Source organism: Amycolatopsis sp. cmx-4-61 (assembly GCF_046548775.1).
Lineage (GTDB): Bacteria > Actinomycetota > Actinomycetes > Mycobacteriales > Pseudonocardiaceae > Amycolatopsis.
This window is the reverse complement of the sequence record NZ_JAEBEI010000012.1, coordinates 276,355-294,655: the sequence shown is the minus strand read 5'-3', so window position 1 is coordinate 294,655 and position 18,301 is coordinate 276,355. Positions and strand designations below refer to the sequence as shown.

13 protein-coding genes and 1 rRNA gene are annotated in these 18,301 nt (G+C 71.0%); 6 read left to right on the top strand and 8 right to left on the bottom strand.

Annotation, left to right across the window (positions count from 1 at the left end; genetic code table 11):
• From ACLJOU_RS30255 to dnaE, 4 genes are all read right to left on the bottom strand, one after another.
• Nucleotides 1-203: ribosomal RNA gene (locus tag ACLJOU_RS30255) — 16S ribosomal RNA — on the bottom strand; the annotation flags it as partial.
• A gap of 353 nt (nt 204-556) precedes the next feature.
• Entirely contained in the window at nt 557-1,738 is a 1,182-nt protein-coding gene (locus ACLJOU_RS30250) for a low temperature requirement protein A (RefSeq protein ID WP_410572018.1), read from the bottom strand.
• A 426-nt stretch (nt 1,739-2,164) separates the two neighbouring features.
• Nucleotides 2,165-3,622 (bottom strand): MFS transporter, encoded by a 1,458-nt coding sequence (locus ACLJOU_RS30245; protein WP_410572046.1) that lies wholly within the window; start codon nt 3,620-3,622, stop codon nt 2,165-2,167.
• 102 nt (nt 3,623-3,724) lie between these two features.
• On the bottom strand, nt 3,725-7,309 hold the full coding sequence (dnaE, locus tag ACLJOU_RS30240; RefSeq protein ID WP_410572017.1) for a DNA polymerase III subunit alpha: 3,585 nt from the start codon (nt 7,307-7,309) through the stop codon (nt 3,725-3,727).
• Between the two features lie 322 nt (nt 7,310-7,631).
• On the opposite strand from dnaE, the gene ACLJOU_RS30235 reads away from it, so the two are divergent.
• From ACLJOU_RS30235 to ACLJOU_RS30215, 5 genes are read left to right on the top strand one after another with little or no spacing between them, the layout of a single operon-like run.
• Nucleotides 7,632-8,279, top strand: coding sequence for a FadR/GntR family transcriptional regulator (locus ACLJOU_RS30235; RefSeq protein ID WP_410572044.1), 648 nt, complete (start codon nt 7,632-7,634; stop codon nt 8,277-8,279).
• Nucleotides 8,276-9,706 (top strand): amino acid permease, encoded by a 1,431-nt coding sequence (locus ACLJOU_RS30230; RefSeq protein ID WP_410572015.1) that lies wholly within the window; start codon nt 8,276-8,278, stop codon nt 9,704-9,706. Before ACLJOU_RS30235 ends, ACLJOU_RS30230 begins: the two co-directional genes overlap by 4 nt.
• On the top strand, nt 9,703-10,620 hold the full coding sequence (locus ACLJOU_RS30225; protein WP_410572014.1) for an asparaginase: 918 nt from the start codon (nt 9,703-9,705) through the stop codon (nt 10,618-10,620). The genes ACLJOU_RS30230 and ACLJOU_RS30225 overlap by 4 nt, the downstream gene beginning before the upstream one ends.
• Complete coding sequence (gene aspA / locus ACLJOU_RS30220; protein WP_410572012.1) at nt 10,617-12,008, top strand: aspartate ammonia-lyase; 1,392 nt, start codon at nt 10,617-10,619, stop codon at nt 12,006-12,008. Before ACLJOU_RS30225 ends, aspA begins: the two co-directional genes overlap by 4 nt.
• 52 nt (nt 12,009-12,060) lie before the next feature.
• Nucleotides 12,061-13,686 carry a CocE/NonD family hydrolase gene (locus ACLJOU_RS30215; RefSeq protein WP_410572010.1) on the top strand — a complete coding sequence of 542 codons (1,626 nt, stop codon included), beginning with the start codon at nt 12,061-12,063 and terminating at the stop codon, nt 13,684-13,686.
• A 97-nt stretch (nt 13,687-13,783) separates the two neighbouring features.
• Here the strand turns inward: ACLJOU_RS30215 and ACLJOU_RS30210 are convergent, their stop codons facing one another.
• Nucleotides 13,784-14,542, bottom strand: coding sequence for a metallophosphoesterase (locus ACLJOU_RS30210; protein WP_410572008.1), 759 nt, complete (start codon nt 14,540-14,542; stop codon nt 13,784-13,786).
• Nucleotides 14,539-15,171 (bottom strand): GntR family transcriptional regulator, encoded by a 633-nt coding sequence (locus ACLJOU_RS30205; RefSeq protein WP_410572007.1) that lies wholly within the window; start codon nt 15,169-15,171, stop codon nt 14,539-14,541. The genes ACLJOU_RS30210 and ACLJOU_RS30205 overlap by 4 nt, the downstream gene beginning before the upstream one ends.
• 46 nt (nt 15,172-15,217) lie before the next feature.
• Here ACLJOU_RS30205 and ACLJOU_RS30200 point away from each other — a divergent pair, with 46 nt between their 5' ends.
• Nucleotides 15,218-16,387, top strand: a complete 1,170-nt coding sequence (locus tag ACLJOU_RS30200; RefSeq protein WP_410572005.1) for an aminotransferase class V-fold PLP-dependent enzyme — start codon at nt 15,218-15,220, stop codon at nt 16,385-16,387.
• Here ACLJOU_RS30200 and ACLJOU_RS30195 read toward each other — a convergent pair.
• Together ACLJOU_RS30195 and ACLJOU_RS30190 are read right to left on the bottom strand one after the other, a co-directional pair.
• Entirely contained in the window at nt 16,384-17,205 is an 822-nt protein-coding gene (locus ACLJOU_RS30195) for a S1 family peptidase (RefSeq protein WP_410572003.1), read from the bottom strand. The two genes, ACLJOU_RS30200 and ACLJOU_RS30195, sit on opposite strands and share 4 nt — an antisense overlap.
• A gap of 114 nt (nt 17,206-17,319) precedes the next feature.
• Nucleotides 17,320-18,279 carry an SDR family NAD(P)-dependent oxidoreductase gene (locus tag ACLJOU_RS30190; protein WP_410572001.1) on the bottom strand — a complete coding sequence of 320 codons (960 nt, stop codon included), beginning with the start codon at nt 18,277-18,279 and terminating at the stop codon, nt 17,320-17,322.
• Between the last annotated feature and the right edge of the window lie 22 nt (nt 18,280-18,301).

Sequence of the window (18,301 nt, the reverse complement as noted above, 5' to 3'; positions counted from 1 at the left end):
TCAACAACCCCCCATGCGAGAAGTTGTGATATCCGGTATTAGACCTCGTTTCCAAGGCTTATCCCAGAGTGCAGGGCAGATTACCCACGTGTTACTCACCCGTTCGCCACTCATCACCACCCGAAAGTGGATCAGCGTTCGACTTGCATGTGTTAAGCACGCCGCCAGCGTTCGTCCTGAGCCAGGATCAAACTCTCCAACAATGAACAGTTTAATCGAGGCAAGTTAATGCTCTCAAAGGAACCTCATACGAGGTTCAATACATAAGCTCTACTGGCTTAGTTCACTAGCACACTGTTGAGTTCTCAAGCAACACACTTCGGACCGCCGCGCCGCGAGGCGCCTTGGTCTTCGGCTTTTGTTTCAAGCTTTGTTCCAGGGATACCACCCTGGTTCGGGACCACCCACTCTACCACGATCGTGGGAGCTTGGTTCGTGTTCCCGGCGGCCACCCGGTTTCCCTGGCGACTTGGAGAACTTTACATGCCCCCGGAACCCCCTCGCACAGGGGGGTCCCTTTTTTCGCGCCAGGCCGCTGACCTGCACCGATAGCCCCTCAAGCCGGGAGCGGCGAGTCGTGGGTCGCGACGACCGTCAGCGCGACCAGCGCGGCCGCCAGCCCGGCGGCGACGTGGATGGGCGCCGGCGTGAACGAAGCCGCCAGGACGAGCACCGCCGTCACCGGGAAGCCGATGGCGATCGGGCGGCACTCGTTCGTCGGGCCGATGTGCAGCAGCCACACGCTCAGCAGGAACACCGCGACCGGGATCGTGGTCGCGAGGGCCGCGGCGACCCCGCCGACGGGCACCGTCCCGGTGTCGTACCCGACGGCCACCTCGAGCCCCGCACCCACGGCGGCCGCCGAGGCGAAGATCAGGTAGTGGCCGTACCCCCAGCTCATCGACGTGAACATGCCCGGACGGCGGACGAGCCGCGCGTGGCCGGGCTGGTCGAAGTACAGCCACCACATGGCGAACACGAGCACCAGCCCGGCCGCGGCGAGCCCGACGAGGCTCCCGACGTGGTCGGCGTCGGACGTCCCCTCCTTCACCGCGTTGGTCGCGCTCAGGATCGTCTCGCCGAGCACGATCAGGGTGAACAGGCCGTACCGCTCGGCGATGTGGTGCGGGTGCCACGTCGTCCGCGCGCTGCGCTCGGCGACGACCGGCACCGCGAGCTCGCACAGCACGACGGCCACGAACGTCACGCCCGCCGTCGACGCCGGCAGGAACAGCCGGGCGATCCACAGCACCTGGCACAGCGCGATCCCGGCGGCGAACCGCAGCGCCGCGGGCCGGACTTCGGGCGCGGACCGCGCCGCCCGCAGCCACTGCCCGACCAGTGACAGCCGCATCAGGACGTACCCGGCGACGATCAGCCGGAAGTCGCCCTCGAACGCGCTCGACACCCCGGCCACGATGGTCAGCCCGCCGGCGATCTGCACGAGTGTGGCCAGCCGGTACGGGACGTCGTCGGTGTCGAACGCCGAGGCGAACCAACTGAAGTTCAGCCAGCCCCACCAGATCGCGAAGAACACCATCGCGAACGACGTCACGCCGTGGGCGGCGTGCCCCTCGGCGAGCGCATGGTGCAGGGCGGCCGCGGCCTGACCGACGGCGACCACGAAACACAGGTCGAAGAGCAGTTCCAGCGGTGTCGCGACGCGGTGGTGCTCACCGCGGTCGCGGGAGCGCATCGGCCGGTACCAGACCCGGATCCGCGACGGCTGCTCGGTCATGGGACTCCCCGCGTCGGTCTCGGACGGACGCGATCATCCCAGCACGACCACCGCGGACGGGGTCGGCGCGACACGGGGGAAGCAGACGGGCGGGCCCGGTTCCCCCTCCCCCGGGCCCGCCCGCCACCGTCACGCGCCGGCGGACCCCGATGGGCAGCCCTTCCGCGAGTGCCGGACGGTCCCCCGCGGACGCCGACACCCACTGGACGGAAGGTGACCGAGTGTGTCCATTCCCTCGAACTCCGGACGCCTCGATCGCTCGAGCCGGTCACCCCATCCCCGGGTGGCCGACTGATTGCCACTGTCGGTAGCCGAAGCCGCGCAGTGAAGGCTCCAATAGATCTACCCGGTTGCTCTCCGTAGCACCAGTGTCTTTTCGCGTCCGTCACTCGGATGGAGCATCGCGAATCTGCGGAAAGTAGTCTCTCAGCCCAGGTGCACGTCGGCGGCCCGGCGCTCGTCCCGTTCCTCCTCGGCCGCCCGGTGGCGCCGGGCCCGGAGTTCGGCGATCGCCAGGGCGAGCGCGCCGCACGTCAGCAGGGCCGCGCACCCGAGCGCGATGGTGAGCGCCAGTGGGTAACCGCGGCCGACGACCAGGCCGAACACCGACGCGAGGACGGCGGTGCCGATCGCCGTGCCGATCCGCTGCCCGGTCTGCAGCGCGCCGCCGGCGACCCCGGCCATCCGGACCGGCACGCACTCGAGCGTCAACGTCGTGTTCGGCGAGATCACCATCCCGCCGCCGACACCGGCGAACACCAGCGGCAGCACGAAGGCCCAGCCGGACGCCGACGGCGGGACCAGCTCGGCGAGCAGCGCGACGGCCAGCAACCCGACGGCCACCATGGCCAGCCCGGTCACGGTGAGCCGGCGGCCGAACCGCGGCACGAGCCGGCCGGCGACGGCGGCCGAAACCGCCGAGCCGAGCGCGAACGGCGTCACCGACAGGCCCGACTGCAGCGGTGAGTAGCCGAGGCCCTGCTGGAAGTACATCGCGAAGACCAGCCAGATCCCGGCGAACCCGCAGAAGTAGAGCGCACCGACGGCCGCGCCGGCGGCGTAGCCGGGGGTGCCGGTGAACAGGCGGGTGTCCAGCAGCGGCGACCGGCCGCGCCGGACCACCGAACGCTCCCAGCGCACGAACGCGAACCCGAACACCGCCGCGAGGGGGAAGAGCCACCAGAACCGGGCGAAGCCGCCGCTGTCGGCGTCGATGACGGGGAGCAGCACGCCGAGGACGGCGACCGCCAGCAGCGCGATGCCGACGAAGTCGATCTCCGACCGGATCGTGAGCTGCTTCTTCTCACTGCGCGGCAACAGCCGCAGCGCGAGGGCGAACGCGAGGACGCCGATCGGGACGTTGACGTAGAACACCCAGCGCCAGCCGTCCTGTACCCCGAAGAGGGCGAGGATGACCCCGCCGAGGATCGGGCCGACCGCCGTCGAGATCCCGACGACCGCGCCGAACATGCCGAACGCGCGGCCGCGCTCGGCGCCGCGGAAGAGGTCCTGGATCAGGCCGGTGTTCTGCGGGGTCAGCATGCCGGCGGCCAGGCCCTGGGCGAGGCGGGCGAGCACCAGCGTCGTCTCGTTCGGGGCCGCGCCGGCCAGTGCGCTGGTGACGACGAACCCGGCGAGGGCGCCGAGGAACATGTTCCGGCGGCCGAACGCGTCGCCGAGGCGGCCACCGGTCACCAGGACCAGGCCGAACGCCAGGGCGTACCCGGAGACGACCCAGCGGATGCCGCTGCTGCTCGCGTGCAGGCCGGACTGCATCGAGGGGAGGGCGACGTTGACGATGCTGACGTCCAGCAGGCCCATGAACCCGGCCGTGAGCGAGACCGCCAGCGCTTTCCAGCGCCGGGGATCGGGTTCGTACGACATCGAAGAGCTGCCCTCACGCGTGTTCACCGGCCGGGGATACCCCCAATCAGCGAACACGAAAGGCGGGATCCGCGCGCGTTGTGCGCCCGGATCCCGACCCCGTCACGTCGAGGCGGTGATGCCGCGGATGCCCTTCAGCTCGCCGATCAGCATGGAGCTGACCTTGACCGGGTAGTCGTACAGCGCGAAGACCGTCTGGTTCTTGCCCACCAGCTTGAGGTGCACCGGGGTCTCGCCCTTGTGCGCCAGCAGCGTGGACCGCAGTTCGCTGACCACCGACTGGTCGATCTTCTCCGCCGCCGCCAGCAGGACCAGGGGCGGCTCGTCGTCGCCGTTGCCGGTGCCGACCTCGGACAGGTCGAGCGTGGCCAGGCCACCGCCGAAGATCGACATCTTGTCTTCGCGCCAGTTGACCCGGCCCTTGACCAGCACCGCGTTGTCCTCGATCAGCTCACCCGCGAAGAGCGCGTACGACTTCGGGAAGAACAGCACCTCGAGCGAGGCGTCCATGTCCTCGACCGTGCAGATCGCCCAGGGCTCGCCCTTCTTGTTGACCCGCCGCTCGAGCGAGGTGATCAGCCCGGAGATCACCAGCTCGCCTTCCTTCGGCGGATCGTTGAGGATGCTCGCGATCGGCTTCGGGGCGTGCTTGCGCAGGATCCGCTCGGCGCCGTCCAGCGGGTGCGCCGAGACGTACAGGCCGAGCATCTCGCGCTCGTAGGCGAGCAGCTGCTTGCGCGGGTACTCCTCCTCGCCGAACTTCAGGTGCGCGAGCGGGGACGAGGCCACGGTGTCTTCGTCGTCCCCGCCGAAGCCGAACAGGTCGAACTGGCCCATCGCCTCCTGGCGCTTGAGCGGGACGACGGCCTCGACCGCGTCCTCGTGGACCTGGATCATCGACAGTCGCGTGTGGCCGAGGGAGTCGAACGCGCCCGCCTTGATCAGCGACTCGATCACCCGCTTGTTGCAGGCCACGAGCTCGGACTTGTCGAGGAAGTCGGTGAAGGACGCGTACTTGCCCTTCTCCTCGCGGGTCTTGATGATCGACTCGACGACGTTCGCGCCGACGTTGCGGACGGCACCGAGCCCGAAGCGGATGTCGTCCCCGACGGCTGCGAAGCGCATGGCCGATTCGTTGACGTCCGGCGGGAGGACCTTGATGCCGAGGCGACGGCACTCCGACAGGTAGACCGCCGACTTGTCCTTGTTGTCGCCGACCGACGTGAGCAGGGCGGCCATGTACTCGGCCCGGAAGTTCGCCTTGAGGTAGGCGGTCCAGTACGAGATCAGGCCGTACGCGGCCGCGTGGCTCTTGTTGAACGCGTAGCCGGCGAACGGGAGGATCGTGTCCCAGAGCGCCTTGATCGCTTCGGGCGAGAAGCCGCCGGGCCGCAGGTCGCTGGCCCGCATGCCGGCCTCGAAGCCCTCGTACTCCTTGTCGAGGACTTCCTTCTTCTTCTTGCCCATCGCGCGGCGGAGCACGTCCGCGCGGCCCATCGTGTACCCGGCCACCTTCTGGCCGATGTGCATGATCTGCTCTTGGTACACGATCAGGCCGTAGGTGTCGGCCAGGATCTCCCGCAGCGGCTCGTCGAGCTCCGGGTGGATCGGCTTGACCTTCTGCCGGTTGTTCTTGCGGTCGGCGTAGTCGTTGTGCGCGTTCATGCCCATCGGGCCGGGGCGGTACAGCGCGCCGACCGCGACGATGTCGTCGAACACCGTGGGCTCCATGCGGCGCAGCAGGTCGCGCATGGGGCCGCCGTCCAGCTGGAACACGCCGAGCGTGTCGCCGCGGGCGAGCAGCTTGTACGTCTCGGGGTCGTCGACGCCGAGCGTGTCGAGGTCGACGTCGACCCCGCGGTTGGCCTTGATGTTGTCGATCGCGTCACCGATGACGGTGAGGTTGCGCAGGCCGAGGAAGTCCATCTTGAGCAGGCCGATGGCCTCGCACGACGGGTAGTCCCAGCCGGTGATGATCGAGCCGTCGTCGCGCTGCCAGAGCGGGATGGCGTTGGTCAGCGGCTCGCTCGACATGATGACCGCGCAGGCGTGGACGCCGGCGTTGCGGATCAGGCCCTCGAGGCCGCGGGCGGTCTCGAAGATCGTCTTGCACTCGTCGTCGGTCTCGACGAGCGCGCGGACCTCGGCGGCCTCGCCGTAGCGCTCGTGTTTCGAGTCGACGATGCCCGAGAGCGGGATGTCCTTCGCCATGATCGGCGGCGGCAGCGCCTTGGAGATCTTGTCCGCGATCGCGTACCCCGGCTGGCCGAAGTGGACGCGCGCGCTGTCCTTGATCGCCGCCTTGGTCTTGATGGTGCCGAACGTGATGACCTGGGCGACCTTGTCCGCGCCGTACTTTTCGGTGGCGTACCGGATCATCTCGCCGCGCCGGCGGTCGTCGAAGTCGATGTCGATGTCGGGCATCGAGACGCGCTCGGGGTTGAGGAACCGCTCGAACAGCAGCTTCTGCGGGATCGGGTCCAGGTTGGTGATACCCAGGACGTACGCGACCAGCGAACCGGCGGCCGAACCACGGCCGGGGCCGACCCGGATGCCGACGCGGCGGGCGTAGCTGATGAGGTCGGCGACGATGAGGAAGTAGGCCGGGAAGCCCTTGCCGATGATGACGTCGAGTTCGATCTCGATGCGCTCGTTGTAGTACTCGTCCGGCACGCCGTCCGGGAAGCGCCACTTGAGGCCGCGCTGGACCTCTTCGCGCAGCCAGCCGCCCTGGTCGTAGCCCTCCGGAACCTCGAAGAAGGGCAGCCGGTCCTTGTGCGAGTAGACCTCTTCGTAGGACTCGACGCGCTCGGCGATCAGCAGCGTCGTGTCGGCCGCGCCGGGCACCTCCCTATCCCAGTACTCGCGCATTTCCTGCGCCGACTTCAGGTAGTAGCCGTCGCCGTCGAACTTGAACCGGGTCGGGTCGTTGAGGGTCTTGCCCGCCTGGACGCACAGCAGCGCCGAGTGCGTGTCCGCCTGGTCCTTGGTGACGTAGTGCGAGTCGTTGGTGGCGATCGGCTTGAGGTCGAGCAGGCGGCCGATTTCGAGGAGGCCCTCGCGGACCGACCGCTCGATCGGCAGGCCGTGGTCCATCAGCTCGAGGAAGAAGTTGTCGGCGCCGAAGATGTCCTTGTAGTCGGACGCGGCCTGGATGGCCTCCTCGCGCTGGCCCAGGCGCAGCCGGGTCTGCACCTCGCCGGACGGGCAGCCGGTGGTAGCGATGATCCCCGAGCTGTTCTCCGAGATGAGCTCGCGGTCCATCCGGGGCTTGCGGTAGTAGCCCTGCATGCTGGCCAGCGAGGACAGCTTGAAGAGGTTCCGCAGCCCGGTCGCGTTCGACGCGAGCATGGTCATGTGCGTGTACGCACCGCCACCGGAGACGTCGCCGCCCTCACCGAACTCGTCCGAGCCGCGCTGGTTGGCCTGCCCCCAGAACACGGGCTTCTTGTGGAACCGGCTCTCCGGCGCGATGTAGGCCTCGATGCCGATGATCGGCTTGATGCCCACCTTTTTGGACTGCTGGTAGAACTCGTCGCCGCCGTACATGTTGCCGTGGTCGGTCATGCCGACCGCGGGCATGCCGAGGCGCGCCGCCTCCGCGAAGAGGGGAGCGATCTTCGCCGCACCGTCGAGCATCGAGTACTCGGTGTGGACGTGCAGGTGGACGAAAGAATCGTTCGACACCAGCGAAAACCTCCCCTGTCTGGATCGGACCGGCGCGCCCGGGTCCCCCAGCCTATCCCGCACTCGCCGGGCTCGATTGTGCCCCTCTGGACGCCGCGAACGGGGGCGCGACGCGCACCCGTTTCGGGGGGTGACGAGCGCGGCACGGGGTGCGTCCGGCCGGCTCGTCCCCCGTGGCCCACCGGGGCGGTGAGGTGGGCCACAGACGCCGAACCCCGCGTTGACAGCCGCGGCGGCGGGACCGAGCATTCCCGCCATGAACCTGTCTGACAGCCAGACAGCCGGACAAGCCGGCCAGCGTGCTCCTCGCCGGGTGAGCGCCATGGAAGCCGTGCTGGCCCACCTGCGTGCCGCGATCGAACGCGGCGAGTACGCCGTCGGCGGAAAGCTGCCCTCCGAAGCCGCCCTGAGCCGCGAGTTCGAGGTCAGCCGGTCGGTGATCCGGGAGGCGCTGCGCGGTCTCCAGGCGCTCGGCATGACGGAGTCGAAGACCGGCAAGGGCACCTTCGTCACCGCGACCGGGCCGGCCGACAACCCGACCTTCGGGCCCTACTCGGCCCGCGACCTCATCGAGGTGCGCCGGCACGTCGAAATCCCCGTCGCCGGGTACGCCGCGGTGCGGCGCGGCCAGGACGACCTGGACCTGCTTTCGCACCTGCTCGAGCGGATGGAGGCCGAGACCGACAACACCGCCTGGGTCGCCCTCGACTCGCTCTTCCACATCACCGTCGCCCAGGCCTCGGGCAACCCGGTGTTCGGGAAGGTCATCGAGGAGATCCGGGACGCGCTGGCCCGCCAGTCCGCCTTCCTCAACCAGCTCGGCGACCGGCGCCGCCGGTCGAACATCGAGCACCGCGAGATCGTCACGGCGATCGCCGACGGCTCGGAGGCCGGCGCCGTCGCCGCCATGACGGCGCACCTGCAGCACGTCGAAGCCACTCTGACCAGCATCGTGAACGGGGACCAGTGACCGAACAGACCATCCCGGCCACGACCGCCGACACCCCCGACGCGGGTGACGCCGGCTACCACAAGGCCCTCAAGCCCCGGCACGTGAACATGATCGCGATCGGCGGGGCGATCGGCACCGGCCTGTTCCTCGGCGCGGGCGGACGGCTCGCCCAGGCGGGGCCGGCGCTGGCGATCGTCTACGGCATCTGCGGGCTCTTCGCCTTCTTCGTCGTCCGCGCGCTCGGCGAGCTGATCCTGTACCGGCCCTCCAGCGGCGCCTTCGTCTCCTACGCCCGCGAGTTCATGGGCGAGAAGGGCGCGTACGTCGCCGGCTGGATGCACTTCCTCAACTGGTCGACCACCGGCATCGCCGACATCACCGCGATCGCGCTGTACGCGCACTTCTGGTCCTTCTTCTCGCCGATCCCGCAGTGGGTGCTCGCGCTGGTCGCGCTCGCCGTCGTCCTGACGCTGAACATGGTTTCGGTGAAGCTGTTCGGCGAGATGGAGTTCTGGTTCGCCATCATCAAGGTCGCCGCGCTGGTGCTCTTCATGGTGATCGGCATCTTCCTGCTGGTGACGCGGACGCCGGTCGACGGCGTCGCGGGCGGCCCGCGGCTGATCGCCGACCACGGTGGGCTCTTCCCGGCCGGGCTGCTGCCGATGGTGCTGATCGTGCAGGGCGTGGTGTTCGCCTACGCCTCGGTCGAGCTGGTCGGCGTGGCCGCGGGCGAAACGCCGAACCCGGAGAAGATCATGCCGAAGGCGATCAACTCCATCATGTGGCGCATCCTCGTCTTCTACGTCGGCTCGGTCGTCCTGCTGGCGATGCTGCTGCCGTGGAGCTCCTACACCAAGGAGCAGAGCCCGTTCGTCACCGTGCTCTCGCACCTGGGCGTGCCCGCGGCCGACAGCGTGATGAACCTGGTCGTGCTCACCGCGGCGCTGTCCAGCCTGAACTCCGGCCTGTACTCGACCGGCCGCATCCTGCGGTCGATGGCGACGGCCGGTTCGGCACCGAAGTTCACCGGCGTGATGAACCGCAACCACGTGCCCTACGGCGGGATCCTGCTCACCGCGGCCGTCTGCGTGCTCGGCGTCGGGCTCAACTACCTGGTGCCGAAGGAGGCCTTCGACATCGTGCTGAACTTCGCCGCGATCGGCATCCTCGCCACCTGGGCCATCATCGTGCTCTGCCACCTGCTGTTCGTGCGCCGGGCCGAGCGCGACGGCCTCCAGCGGCCGTCGTTCCGGCTGCCGTTTTCGCCGTACACGGAGATCGCGACGCTGGTGTTCCTCGCCGCCGTCGTCGTCCTGATGGGCTTCGACGAGACCGGCCGGATCACCCTGCTGGCGCTCCCGGCCATCGCCGCCGCCCTGGTCGCCGGCTGGTTCGGCGTGCGCAAGCGGATCGACGTGCGCGCGTTCGACGAGGAGGGCCGGTGAGCCACGAACCCCTGGTCGAGCTCGTCCGCGACGGGATGGTCGAGGGCGTCCACCACGGCTCGGCGGTCGTACTCGCGCCGGACGGCTCGACCCGGTTCGCCGCCGGCGACGTCGACACGCCGATGTACCCGCGGTCGACGGCGAAACCGCTGCAGGCCACCGCGATGGCGCGGCTCGGGCTGCGCCTGTCCCCCGCCGGGTTCGCGATCGCCGCGGCCAGCCACTCCGGCGAGCCGAAGCACCTCGACGCCGCGCTCGACGTCCTCGGCGGGCGCTCCCCCGACCTGCTCGGCAACCCGGCGGACTTTCCGTTCGACCCGGTCGAGCGCGACCGCTGGCTCGCCGAGGGCCGGGCACCGTCCCGGCTGGCGCACAACTGCTCCGGCAAGCACGCGGCCATGCTCGCGACCTGCGCGCTGAACGGCTGGGCGGGCGAGGGCTACCTCGACCCGGCGCACCCGCTGCAGCGCGCGATCGCGGCCACCGTGGCGGACCTGACCGGGCGGCCCGTCGCCCGGGTAGCCGTCGACGGCTGCGGCGCGCCGCTCTTCGCGACGACGTTGCGCGGGCTCGCGACGGCGGTGTCGAAGATCGCCACGGCCGTACCCGGCACCCCGGACCACCTGGTCGCCGACGGCATCCGGCGCCACCCCGAGCTGGTCGGCGGCAGCCGCCGGGACGTCACCGCCGTCATGCGCGCGGTGCCCGGGCTGATCGCGAAGGACGGCTTCGAGGCCGTCCAGGTCGCCGCGCTGCCGGACGGCACGGCGATCGCGGTCAAGATCGCCGACGGCGGGGACCGGGCGCGCTACCCGGTGCTGGCCGCGCTGCTCGGACTGTGCGGGGTGGCTGTCGCACCCGGTCCGGAGAACCTGCGTTTCACCGGAAACCTGTCCGTGGGGAGCACCGCATGACCACCCGCCGTGAGCACGACCTGCTGGGCGACAGGGACGTCCCCGCGGACGCGTACTGGGGCGTGCACACCGCCCGCGCCCGCGAGAACTTCCCGATCACCGGCACCACGATCGCCGCCTACCCGCACCTGGTCGAGGCGCTGGCCTCGGTGAAGGAGGCCGCGGCGCGCGCCAACGCCGAACTGGGCCTGCTCCCCGCCGACCTCGCGGACGCGATCTGCGCGGCCTGCCGGGAGATCCGCGAGGGCGCGCTGCACGGCGAGTTCGTCGTCGACGTCATCCAGGGCGGCGCCGGGACGTCGACCAACATGAACGCCAACGAGGTCATCGCCAACCGCGCGCTCGAGCTGCTCGGGCACGCCAAGGGCGACTACCACGTCGTGCACCCCAACGAGCACGTCAACCTCTCGCAGTCGACGAACGACGCCTACCCGACGGCCGTGAACGTGGCGACCATCATCGCCGTGCGCGAGCTGTCCGAGTCGATGGTCGTGCTGGAGAAGGCGTTCGCGGCCAAGGCCGTCGAGTTCCGCGACGTGCTGAAGATGGGCCGCACGCAGCTGCAGGACGCCGTGCCGATGACGCTCGGCCAGGAGTTCGGCACCTACGCGGTGATGCTCGGCGAAGACCGGCAGCGGCTCAACGAGGCCGTCGCGCTGCTGCACGAGATCAACCTCGGCGCGACCGCGATCGGCACCGGCCTCAACGCCGCGCCGGGCTACGCCGAAGCCGCGTGCCGGCACCTGCGCGAGATCACCGGGCTGCCGGTCGTCACCGCGGCGGACCTGGTGGAGGCGACCCAGGACTGCGGCGCGTTCGTGCACCTTTCCGGCGTCCTCAAGCGGATCGCGGTCAAGCTGTCGAAGAGCTGCAACGACCTGCGGCTGCTGTCCTCCGGCCCGCGGGCCGGGCTGAACGAGATCAACCTGCCGCCGGTGCAGGCCGGGTCGTCGATCATGCCGGGCAAGATCAACCCGGTGATCCCCGAGGTGGTCAACCAGGTCGCGTTCGAGGTCATCGGCAACGACGTCACGGTGACGATGGCCGCCGAGGCCGGCCAGCTGCAGCTCAACGCGTTCGAGCCGATCATCCTGCACTCGCTTTCGGAGAGCATCACCCACCTGGGCGCGGCCTGCCGGACGCTGGCCGCGAAGTGCGTTTCCGGGATCACGGCCAACGTCGACGTCCTGCGTGCCTACGTCGAGAACTCGATCGGCCTGGTCACGGCGCTCAACCCGAGCATCGGGTACGCGGCCGCGACGGAGATCGCGAAGGAGGCGCTGGCCACCGGACGCGGGGTCGCGGAGCTGGTCGTCGAGAAGGGCCTGATCCCGGCCGAGGAGCTGGGGAACCTGCTGCGGCCGGAAACCCTCGCGCGCGCGAACTGAGGTACGGTCGGATCCGGAAGGATCTACTCCACTTCGGAAGGCGAGGCCGCCGGTGCTGGACCGATTTGTCGACAAGCTGCTCGGGCTGCCCCGCGCCGAAGGCCCCAAGCCGGTCGTGACGCGCGATCTCGCCGTGCCCATGCCCGACGGCGTCACGCTGCTCGCCGACCGCTACGCGCCGGCCGGGACGACGTCGGCGCCCGTGGTCCTGATCCGCACGCCGTACGGGCGCAAGGGGATTCTGTCGAAGCTGTTCGGCGAAACGTTCGCCCGGCACGGGCTGCAGACGGTCGTCCAGAGCACGCGTGGCTCGTTCGGCTCCGGCGGCGAGTTCCGGCCCTTCCACCTCGAACGCGAAGACGGCGTCGCGACCGCCGAGTGGCTGCGCGCCCAGCCGTGGTGCGACGGGACCCTCGGCATGGCCGGCGCCAGCTACCTCGGGCACACGCAGTGGGCGGTCGGGCCGTACCTCGACCCGCCGCTCGCCGCGATGTGCCTCGGCATCACGGCGTCGGAATTCGTCTCGACGTTCTACCCGGGCGGAGTGCTCGCGGCGGACAACATGGTGTCGTGGTCGGCGATGCTCGGGCGGCAGGAGGAACGCTTCGCCGCGCTGCCGAACCCGCTGCAGACGCGCAAGACCCGCCGGGCGATGACCCACCTGCCGCTGAGCGGCGCCGACGTCGCCGCCATCGGCAAGCCGGTGCGGTTCCTCCGGGACGTCACCGAGCACTTCGTCCCCGGCGACGACTACTGGGCGATGTCCGACCACAGCGCCGAAACCGCCGGCCTGGACGTCCCGGTGTCGATGGTGGCCGGCTGGTACGACCTGTTCGTCGGCTCGCAGCTGCGCGACTTCCGGCTCCTCGCCGAGGCGGGCAAGGCGCCGCGGATCACGATCGGGCCGTGGGCGCACGGCGAGCCGGCGAGCATGGGCCCGATGATCCGCGACCAGCTCGGGTTCCTGCGCGCGCACCTGCTCGGCGACCGCGCGTACCTGCAGCGGGCGCCGGTCCGGCTGTTCCTCCAGGGCGCCGGCACGTGGCTGGACTTCGAAAGCTGGCCGCCGCCGTCGACGGCGACCGCGGCGCACCTGCGGCCGATCGGCGGCCTCGGCGAGACCGTCACCGGCGAGGCGCGCCCGACGACGTTCACCTACGACCCGGCCGACCCGACCCCGGCGGTCGGCGGCCCGCTGCTCATGGGCGAGTGGAAGCAGCGGGACAACCAGGCGGTCGAGGCCCGGCCGGACGTGCTGGTGTTCACCGGCGAGCCGCTGCCGTCGGACCTCGACGTCATCGGCGAGGTGGCGGCGACCGTGCACGTCCGCACCGAGCTCGGGCACGCCGACGTCTACGTCCGGCTCTGCGACGTCGACGCCGGCGGAGTGTCCCGGAACGTGACCGACGGGATCCTGCGCCTGCGCCCGGGTTTCCCGGCGGCCGACGCCGACGGCGTGGTGACGGCGGAGGTGACGCTCGACCCGACGGCCTACCGCTTCCCCCGCGGCCACCGCCTGCGCGTCCAGGTGGCGGGCGGCGCGTTCCCGCGCTTCGCCCGCAACCACGGGACGGACGAGCCGGTCACGTCGGCGGTGGACGGCAAGCCGAACCGCTTCGAGGTGTTCCACGACGCCGGACGGCCGTCGCGGATCACCCTGCCGGTGTTCAGCAGCTGACCGCGCCCCAAGGCGGCCTTCGGTGCGTCACACGCACCCAAGGCGGCCTTCGGTGCGTCACACGCACCCAAGGCCGCATTGGGGCGCTCGGGGTGGCTCAGCGCGGGACCGTCCGGTGGTGGCTGGTCACCCGGCCGTCGTCGTGGAGGACGTGCAGGAGCAGGGCCGGCGGGCGGTCGTACTCCAGCGGGCCGCCTTCGGCCCAGCCGCGGTCCGCGCCCGGCTCGACCGGGAGCAGGGCGCCCGAAACGACGCCCGGCGCGATGCGCAGCGGCACCCCGGCGAACGTCGTCGACGCGCCCGTGTGCACGTGCCCGGCCAGCAGGGCGACGACCCGCGGATGACGGGTGAGCACGGCCGCCAGCCGGTCTTCGCCGGACTGGCGGATCGCGTCCACGAGCGGGACGCCGACGTCCACCGGCGGGTGGTGGAACGCGACGACCGCCGGGCCGTCGCCGCCGGAGAGGACGCCGTCGAGCCACGCCAGGGTCTCGTCGGCGAGGAAGCCCGCGCCGCGGCCCGGGATCGTCGAGTCGCAGAGCGCGAACAGCACTCCGCCGACTTCCCGATCCAGGTCGATCGGGCCGTCGGACGCCGGCAGGTCGAGCAGGCCGGTGCGGAACGCCGCCCGGACGTCGTGGTTGCCCGGGCACAGGAGCACCGGCGCCGGGTGCTTCAGCAGCTCGGCGGCGCGCGCGTACTCCTCGGCCGTGCCGTGGTCGGCGATGTCCCCCGTGACGACGATCGCGTCCACCGGTTTCGCCAGCCCGCCGAGGTAGCGCAGCACGGCCGCGACGCGGTCGTCCGCCCGCGAGCCGCCGTCGAGGTGCAGGTCGCTCAGGTGCGCGATGATCATCTTCCGTCCTTCCCCAGGTACGCCAGGGCCTTGACCCAGTTGGCGACGAGCACCGAAGACGCGGTGGTCAGATCGCCGTCGCGCAGGGCCGCGGCGATGCGGCGGTGCTCGCCGATGCTCTCGCCCGCGTGGCCTTCGCCGGCGAAATAGGCCGACTCGTACCGCTTGAGCAGCGGCTTGGTCTGCTCGATCAGCCGCAGCAGGTGCGGGTTCGGGCAGCGCGACAGCAGCAGCGCGTGCCACCGATCGTCCAAGGTGGACAGATCGCCGCCGTCGGCGAGCGCGCGGGTCATCTCGGCGGCGACGGCGTCGAGCGCGTCCGGCAGCCCGGCCAGCTCCAGCGGCGACGTCCAGCGCAGCGCGAGGGCTTCGAGCTCGGCCACCAGCGGGTAGAGCCGGCGGGCCTCGTCCGGGTCGAACGGCGGCACGAGGAACCCCCGGCCGGGCGCGGAGACCAGCAGGCCGCGGTCGGCGAGCCCGATCAGCGCCTCCCGCAGCGGCGTCCGGCTGACGCCCAGCTCGCGGGCCAGGTGGACCTCGTTGACGCGGGCACCGGCGGCGAGCCGCCGGTCGAGCACGCGGGCGGTGATCTGCTCGATGAGGTCGCTGCGCAACGGGGTGCGGGCCATGCCGGGCAGTATTGCATACAATAACTATCTACTGTATTCAGTTGATATGAACTTCGACGTCGAACGTGCGCGCCGCGAGACCCCGGGCTGCGCCGAGGTGGTCCACTTCAACAACGCCGGCGCGGCGCTGCCCCCGGCCGTCGTGACCGACACCGTCGTCGAATACCTGCGCCACGAAGCGCTGACCGGCGGCTACGAGGCAGCCGCCGAAGCCGCGGATCGCCTGGACGCGGTGTACGCGTCGGTGGCCCGGCTGCTCGGCGCCGGAAGCGACGACATCGCGCTCACCGACAACGCGACCCGCTCCTGGCAGGCGGTGTTCTACGCGCTGCCGTTCGGCCGTGGGGACCGGATCCTGACCTCGCGGGCGGAGTACGCCAGCAACGCGATCGCGTTCCTGCAGGTCGCCCGGCGCACCGGCGCGGTCGTCGAGGTGATCGGCGACGACGAGTCCGGGCAGCTGGACGTCGAAGAGCTGCGGCGGCGCGTCGACGGCGACGTCAAGCTGATCGCCGTCAGCCACGTCCCCACCCAGGGCGGCCTGGTGAACCCGGCGGAGGAGATCGGCGCGGTCGCCGAGGCGGCCGGCATCCCGTTCCTGCTGGACGCGTGCCAGTCGGCGGGCCAGCTCGACCTCGACGTCACGCGCCTGAAGTGCGACGCGCTGTCGGGCACCGGCCGCAAGTACCTGCGCGGCCCGCGCGGCACGGGGTTCCTGTACGTGCACCCGCGGCTGCGCGAGCGGCTCGAGCCGGCGATGCTCGACCTGCACTCGGCGAGCTGGGAGTCGCCGACGGAGTACGTCGTCGACCCGACGGCCAAGCGCTTCGAGGTGTGGGAGCGGGACTTCGCCGCGGTGTGCGGCCTCGGCGCGGCCGTCGACTACGCCCTCGGCTGGGGCCTGCCGGCGATCGAGGCACGCGTCGCCGCACTGGCCACCACCCTGCGCGAGCGGCTCACCGAGGCGGGCGCGCGCGTCCACGACGCCGGAGCGCGCAAGTGCGGCCTGGTCACGTTCAGCGTGGACGGCACGCCGGCCGCGGAGATCAAGGCCCGGCTGGCGGAGGCGAAGATCAACACTTCGCTGTCGACGCGGACGTCGGCGCAGTACGACTTCACCGCCCGCGCCCTGCCCGACCTGGTCCGCGCGTCGGTGCACTACTACAACACCGAAGAGGAGATCGACCTGCTGGTGCGGCGGATCGAGAAGCTCTAGCCGCGCCCGTGGACGGTGCGGTGGATCCAGCCCGCGTAGGCGGGCACGCTCGTGTACAGGCCCGGCCCGTTGGCGCAGGGCACGTCGTCGTCACCGGGACCGGAGGTGACGCCGATCAGCTCCCAGCGGCCGCCCGGTCCGCGCTGGACCTGCGGGCCGCCGGAGTCGCCCATGCACGCCATCGCGCCGCGCTTGCGGCTCACCGTGCACAGCCGGGTCGGATCCGCGTAGCCGGGCGAGCACTCCGACTCCGCCCCGCGGCGCGTGTCGAGCTGCTGAAGCCGTTCGGGGAACACCGCTTCGGCGATGTCGGCGGTGTCGACCGTGGTGCCGAAGCCCAGCAGCCGGGTCGGCGTGCCGGGGCGGCCGGGACGGCCGGCCACGCGGATCGGCCGCTCCGCGACCGGACGGTCCAGGCGCACCAGCGCGATGTCGTTCTCGTTCGGCGCGCCCGGCCGGTAACCCGGGTGCCGCACCATCCGGTCGATCGCGCGCACGGTGCCGCCGGAGGTGCGCCGCTCGCTACCGATGCGGACGGTGCCCTCCGGCACGGCCGGGTTGCGCCCGGGGTCGACGCAGTGCGCCGCGGTCACCACCCACTGCGGGTGGACGAGCACCGCTCCGCAGACCCCCTTCGCGTTGCCCAGTTCGGGCACGACCTCCGGGATCGAGGCCATGAACCCGTAGCGCTCGGTGGAGTCCTCCCCGTTCACCACGGCACCCGCGCTGCCGGGTACCGCGAGCGCGCAGACCGCTCCGGCCAGTGCGACACCGGCGAGACGAATCAGGTTGCGACGCACGGATTTCCGTTTCGGCATGCTTTTCCTTCGCTCGAGGACTGCTGAAGGCCAGCATCGCCGTCGGCTCCGCCGTGATCCATCCGGCGGGCACCCCGGTTCGCGGTGGCGGTGACCCGACACCGCGGGTAGGGCTCACGCCACCTGGGCGAAGGCGTTCACGCCGGTCAGCTCGGCGGACACCGTCCAGAGACGTTCGGCGAGCACGGGGTCGACCGCGTAGTCCTTCACGCCGGTGCGGGTGCCGTCGGCGGGGGCGGGCTCGGCGATGTCGCAGTCCTCCAGGTAGACGCCGCCGAGGCCGTCGAGCTGCGGCGAGGTCGCCGCCCAGACCTGGGTCGCCGCGCCCTGTTCCGGCGTCTTCGCCCCGCCGGTCACCCGCCCCGACTCGTCGACCATGCCCGCGTCGACCAGCTCCTGGCGGTCGAGGTAACGGACGAGGTCGGTGAGGATGCGGCCCGGGTGCAGGGCGAACGCGCGGACGCCCTGCTCGCGGGCGAGCCGGTCGAGCTCCACCGCGAACAGCACGTTCGCCGTCTTCGCCTGGCCGTAGGCGAGCCACTTGTCGTAGCCCCGCTCGAAGTTGAGGTCGTCGAAGCGCACCGGGCCGTAGTGGTGGCCGCGCGAGGACACCGAAACCACGCGGGCACCGGCGCCGAACGCGGGCCAGAGCCGGTTCACCAGCGCGAAGTGGCCCAGGTGGTTGGTCGCGAACTGCGCCTCCCAGCCCGGCCCGACGCGCGTCTCGGGCGACGCCATGATCCCGGCGCTGCCGACGAAGACGTCGATCCCGCGACCCGACGCGAGGAACCGCTCGGCGAACGCGCGGACACTGGCCAGCTCGCTGAGGTCCAGCTCGTCGACCTCGACGTTTTCGAAGCCCCGCAAGGCTTCCTGGGCCGTGGCGCGGCGGCGGGCCGGGACGACGACGTGCGCGCCGGCGCCCGCCAGCGCCCGCGTGGTCTCCAGGCCGATGCCGGAGTAGCCGCCGGTGACGACGGCGAGCTTGCCGGTCAGGTCGAGCCCCGCCACGACTTCGGCCGCGGTGGTCTCGGCGCCGAAGCCGGAGCCGATCTTGTGCTGTGCGGTGGTCATGCTCCCGACGTTAGGTGCTGGA

Coding starts and splice junctions, on each gene's coding strand:
- ACLJOU_RS30195 (WP_410572003.1), bottom strand. CDS start 17,205: ATGCCGAAACGGAAATCCGTGCGTCGCAACCTGATTCGTCTCGCCGGT.
- aspA (WP_410572012.1), top strand. CDS start 10,617: ATGACCACCCGCCGTGAGCACGACCTGCTGGGCGACAGGGACGTCCCC.
- ACLJOU_RS30235 (WP_410572044.1), top strand. CDS start 7,632: ATGGAAGCCGTGCTGGCCCACCTGCGTGCCGCGATCGAACGCGGCGAG.
- ACLJOU_RS30200 (WP_410572005.1), top strand. CDS start 15,218: ATGAACTTCGACGTCGAACGTGCGCGCCGCGAGACCCCGGGCTGCGCC.
- ACLJOU_RS30250 (WP_410572018.1), bottom strand. CDS start 1,738: ATGACCGAGCAGCCGTCGCGGATCCGGGTCTGGTACCGGCCGATGCGC.
- ACLJOU_RS30190 (WP_410572001.1), bottom strand. CDS start 18,279: ATGACCACCGCACAGCACAAGATCGGCTCCGGCTTCGGCGCCGAGACC.
- ACLJOU_RS30205 (WP_410572007.1), bottom strand. CDS start 15,171: ATGGCCCGCACCCCGTTGCGCAGCGACCTCATCGAGCAGATCACCGCC.
- ACLJOU_RS30245 (WP_410572046.1), bottom strand. CDS start 3,622: ATGTCGTACGAACCCGATCCCCGGCGCTGGAAAGCGCTGGCGGTCTCG.
- ACLJOU_RS30210 (WP_410572008.1), bottom strand. CDS start 14,542: ATGATCATCGCGCACCTGAGCGACCTGCACCTCGACGGCGGCTCGCGG.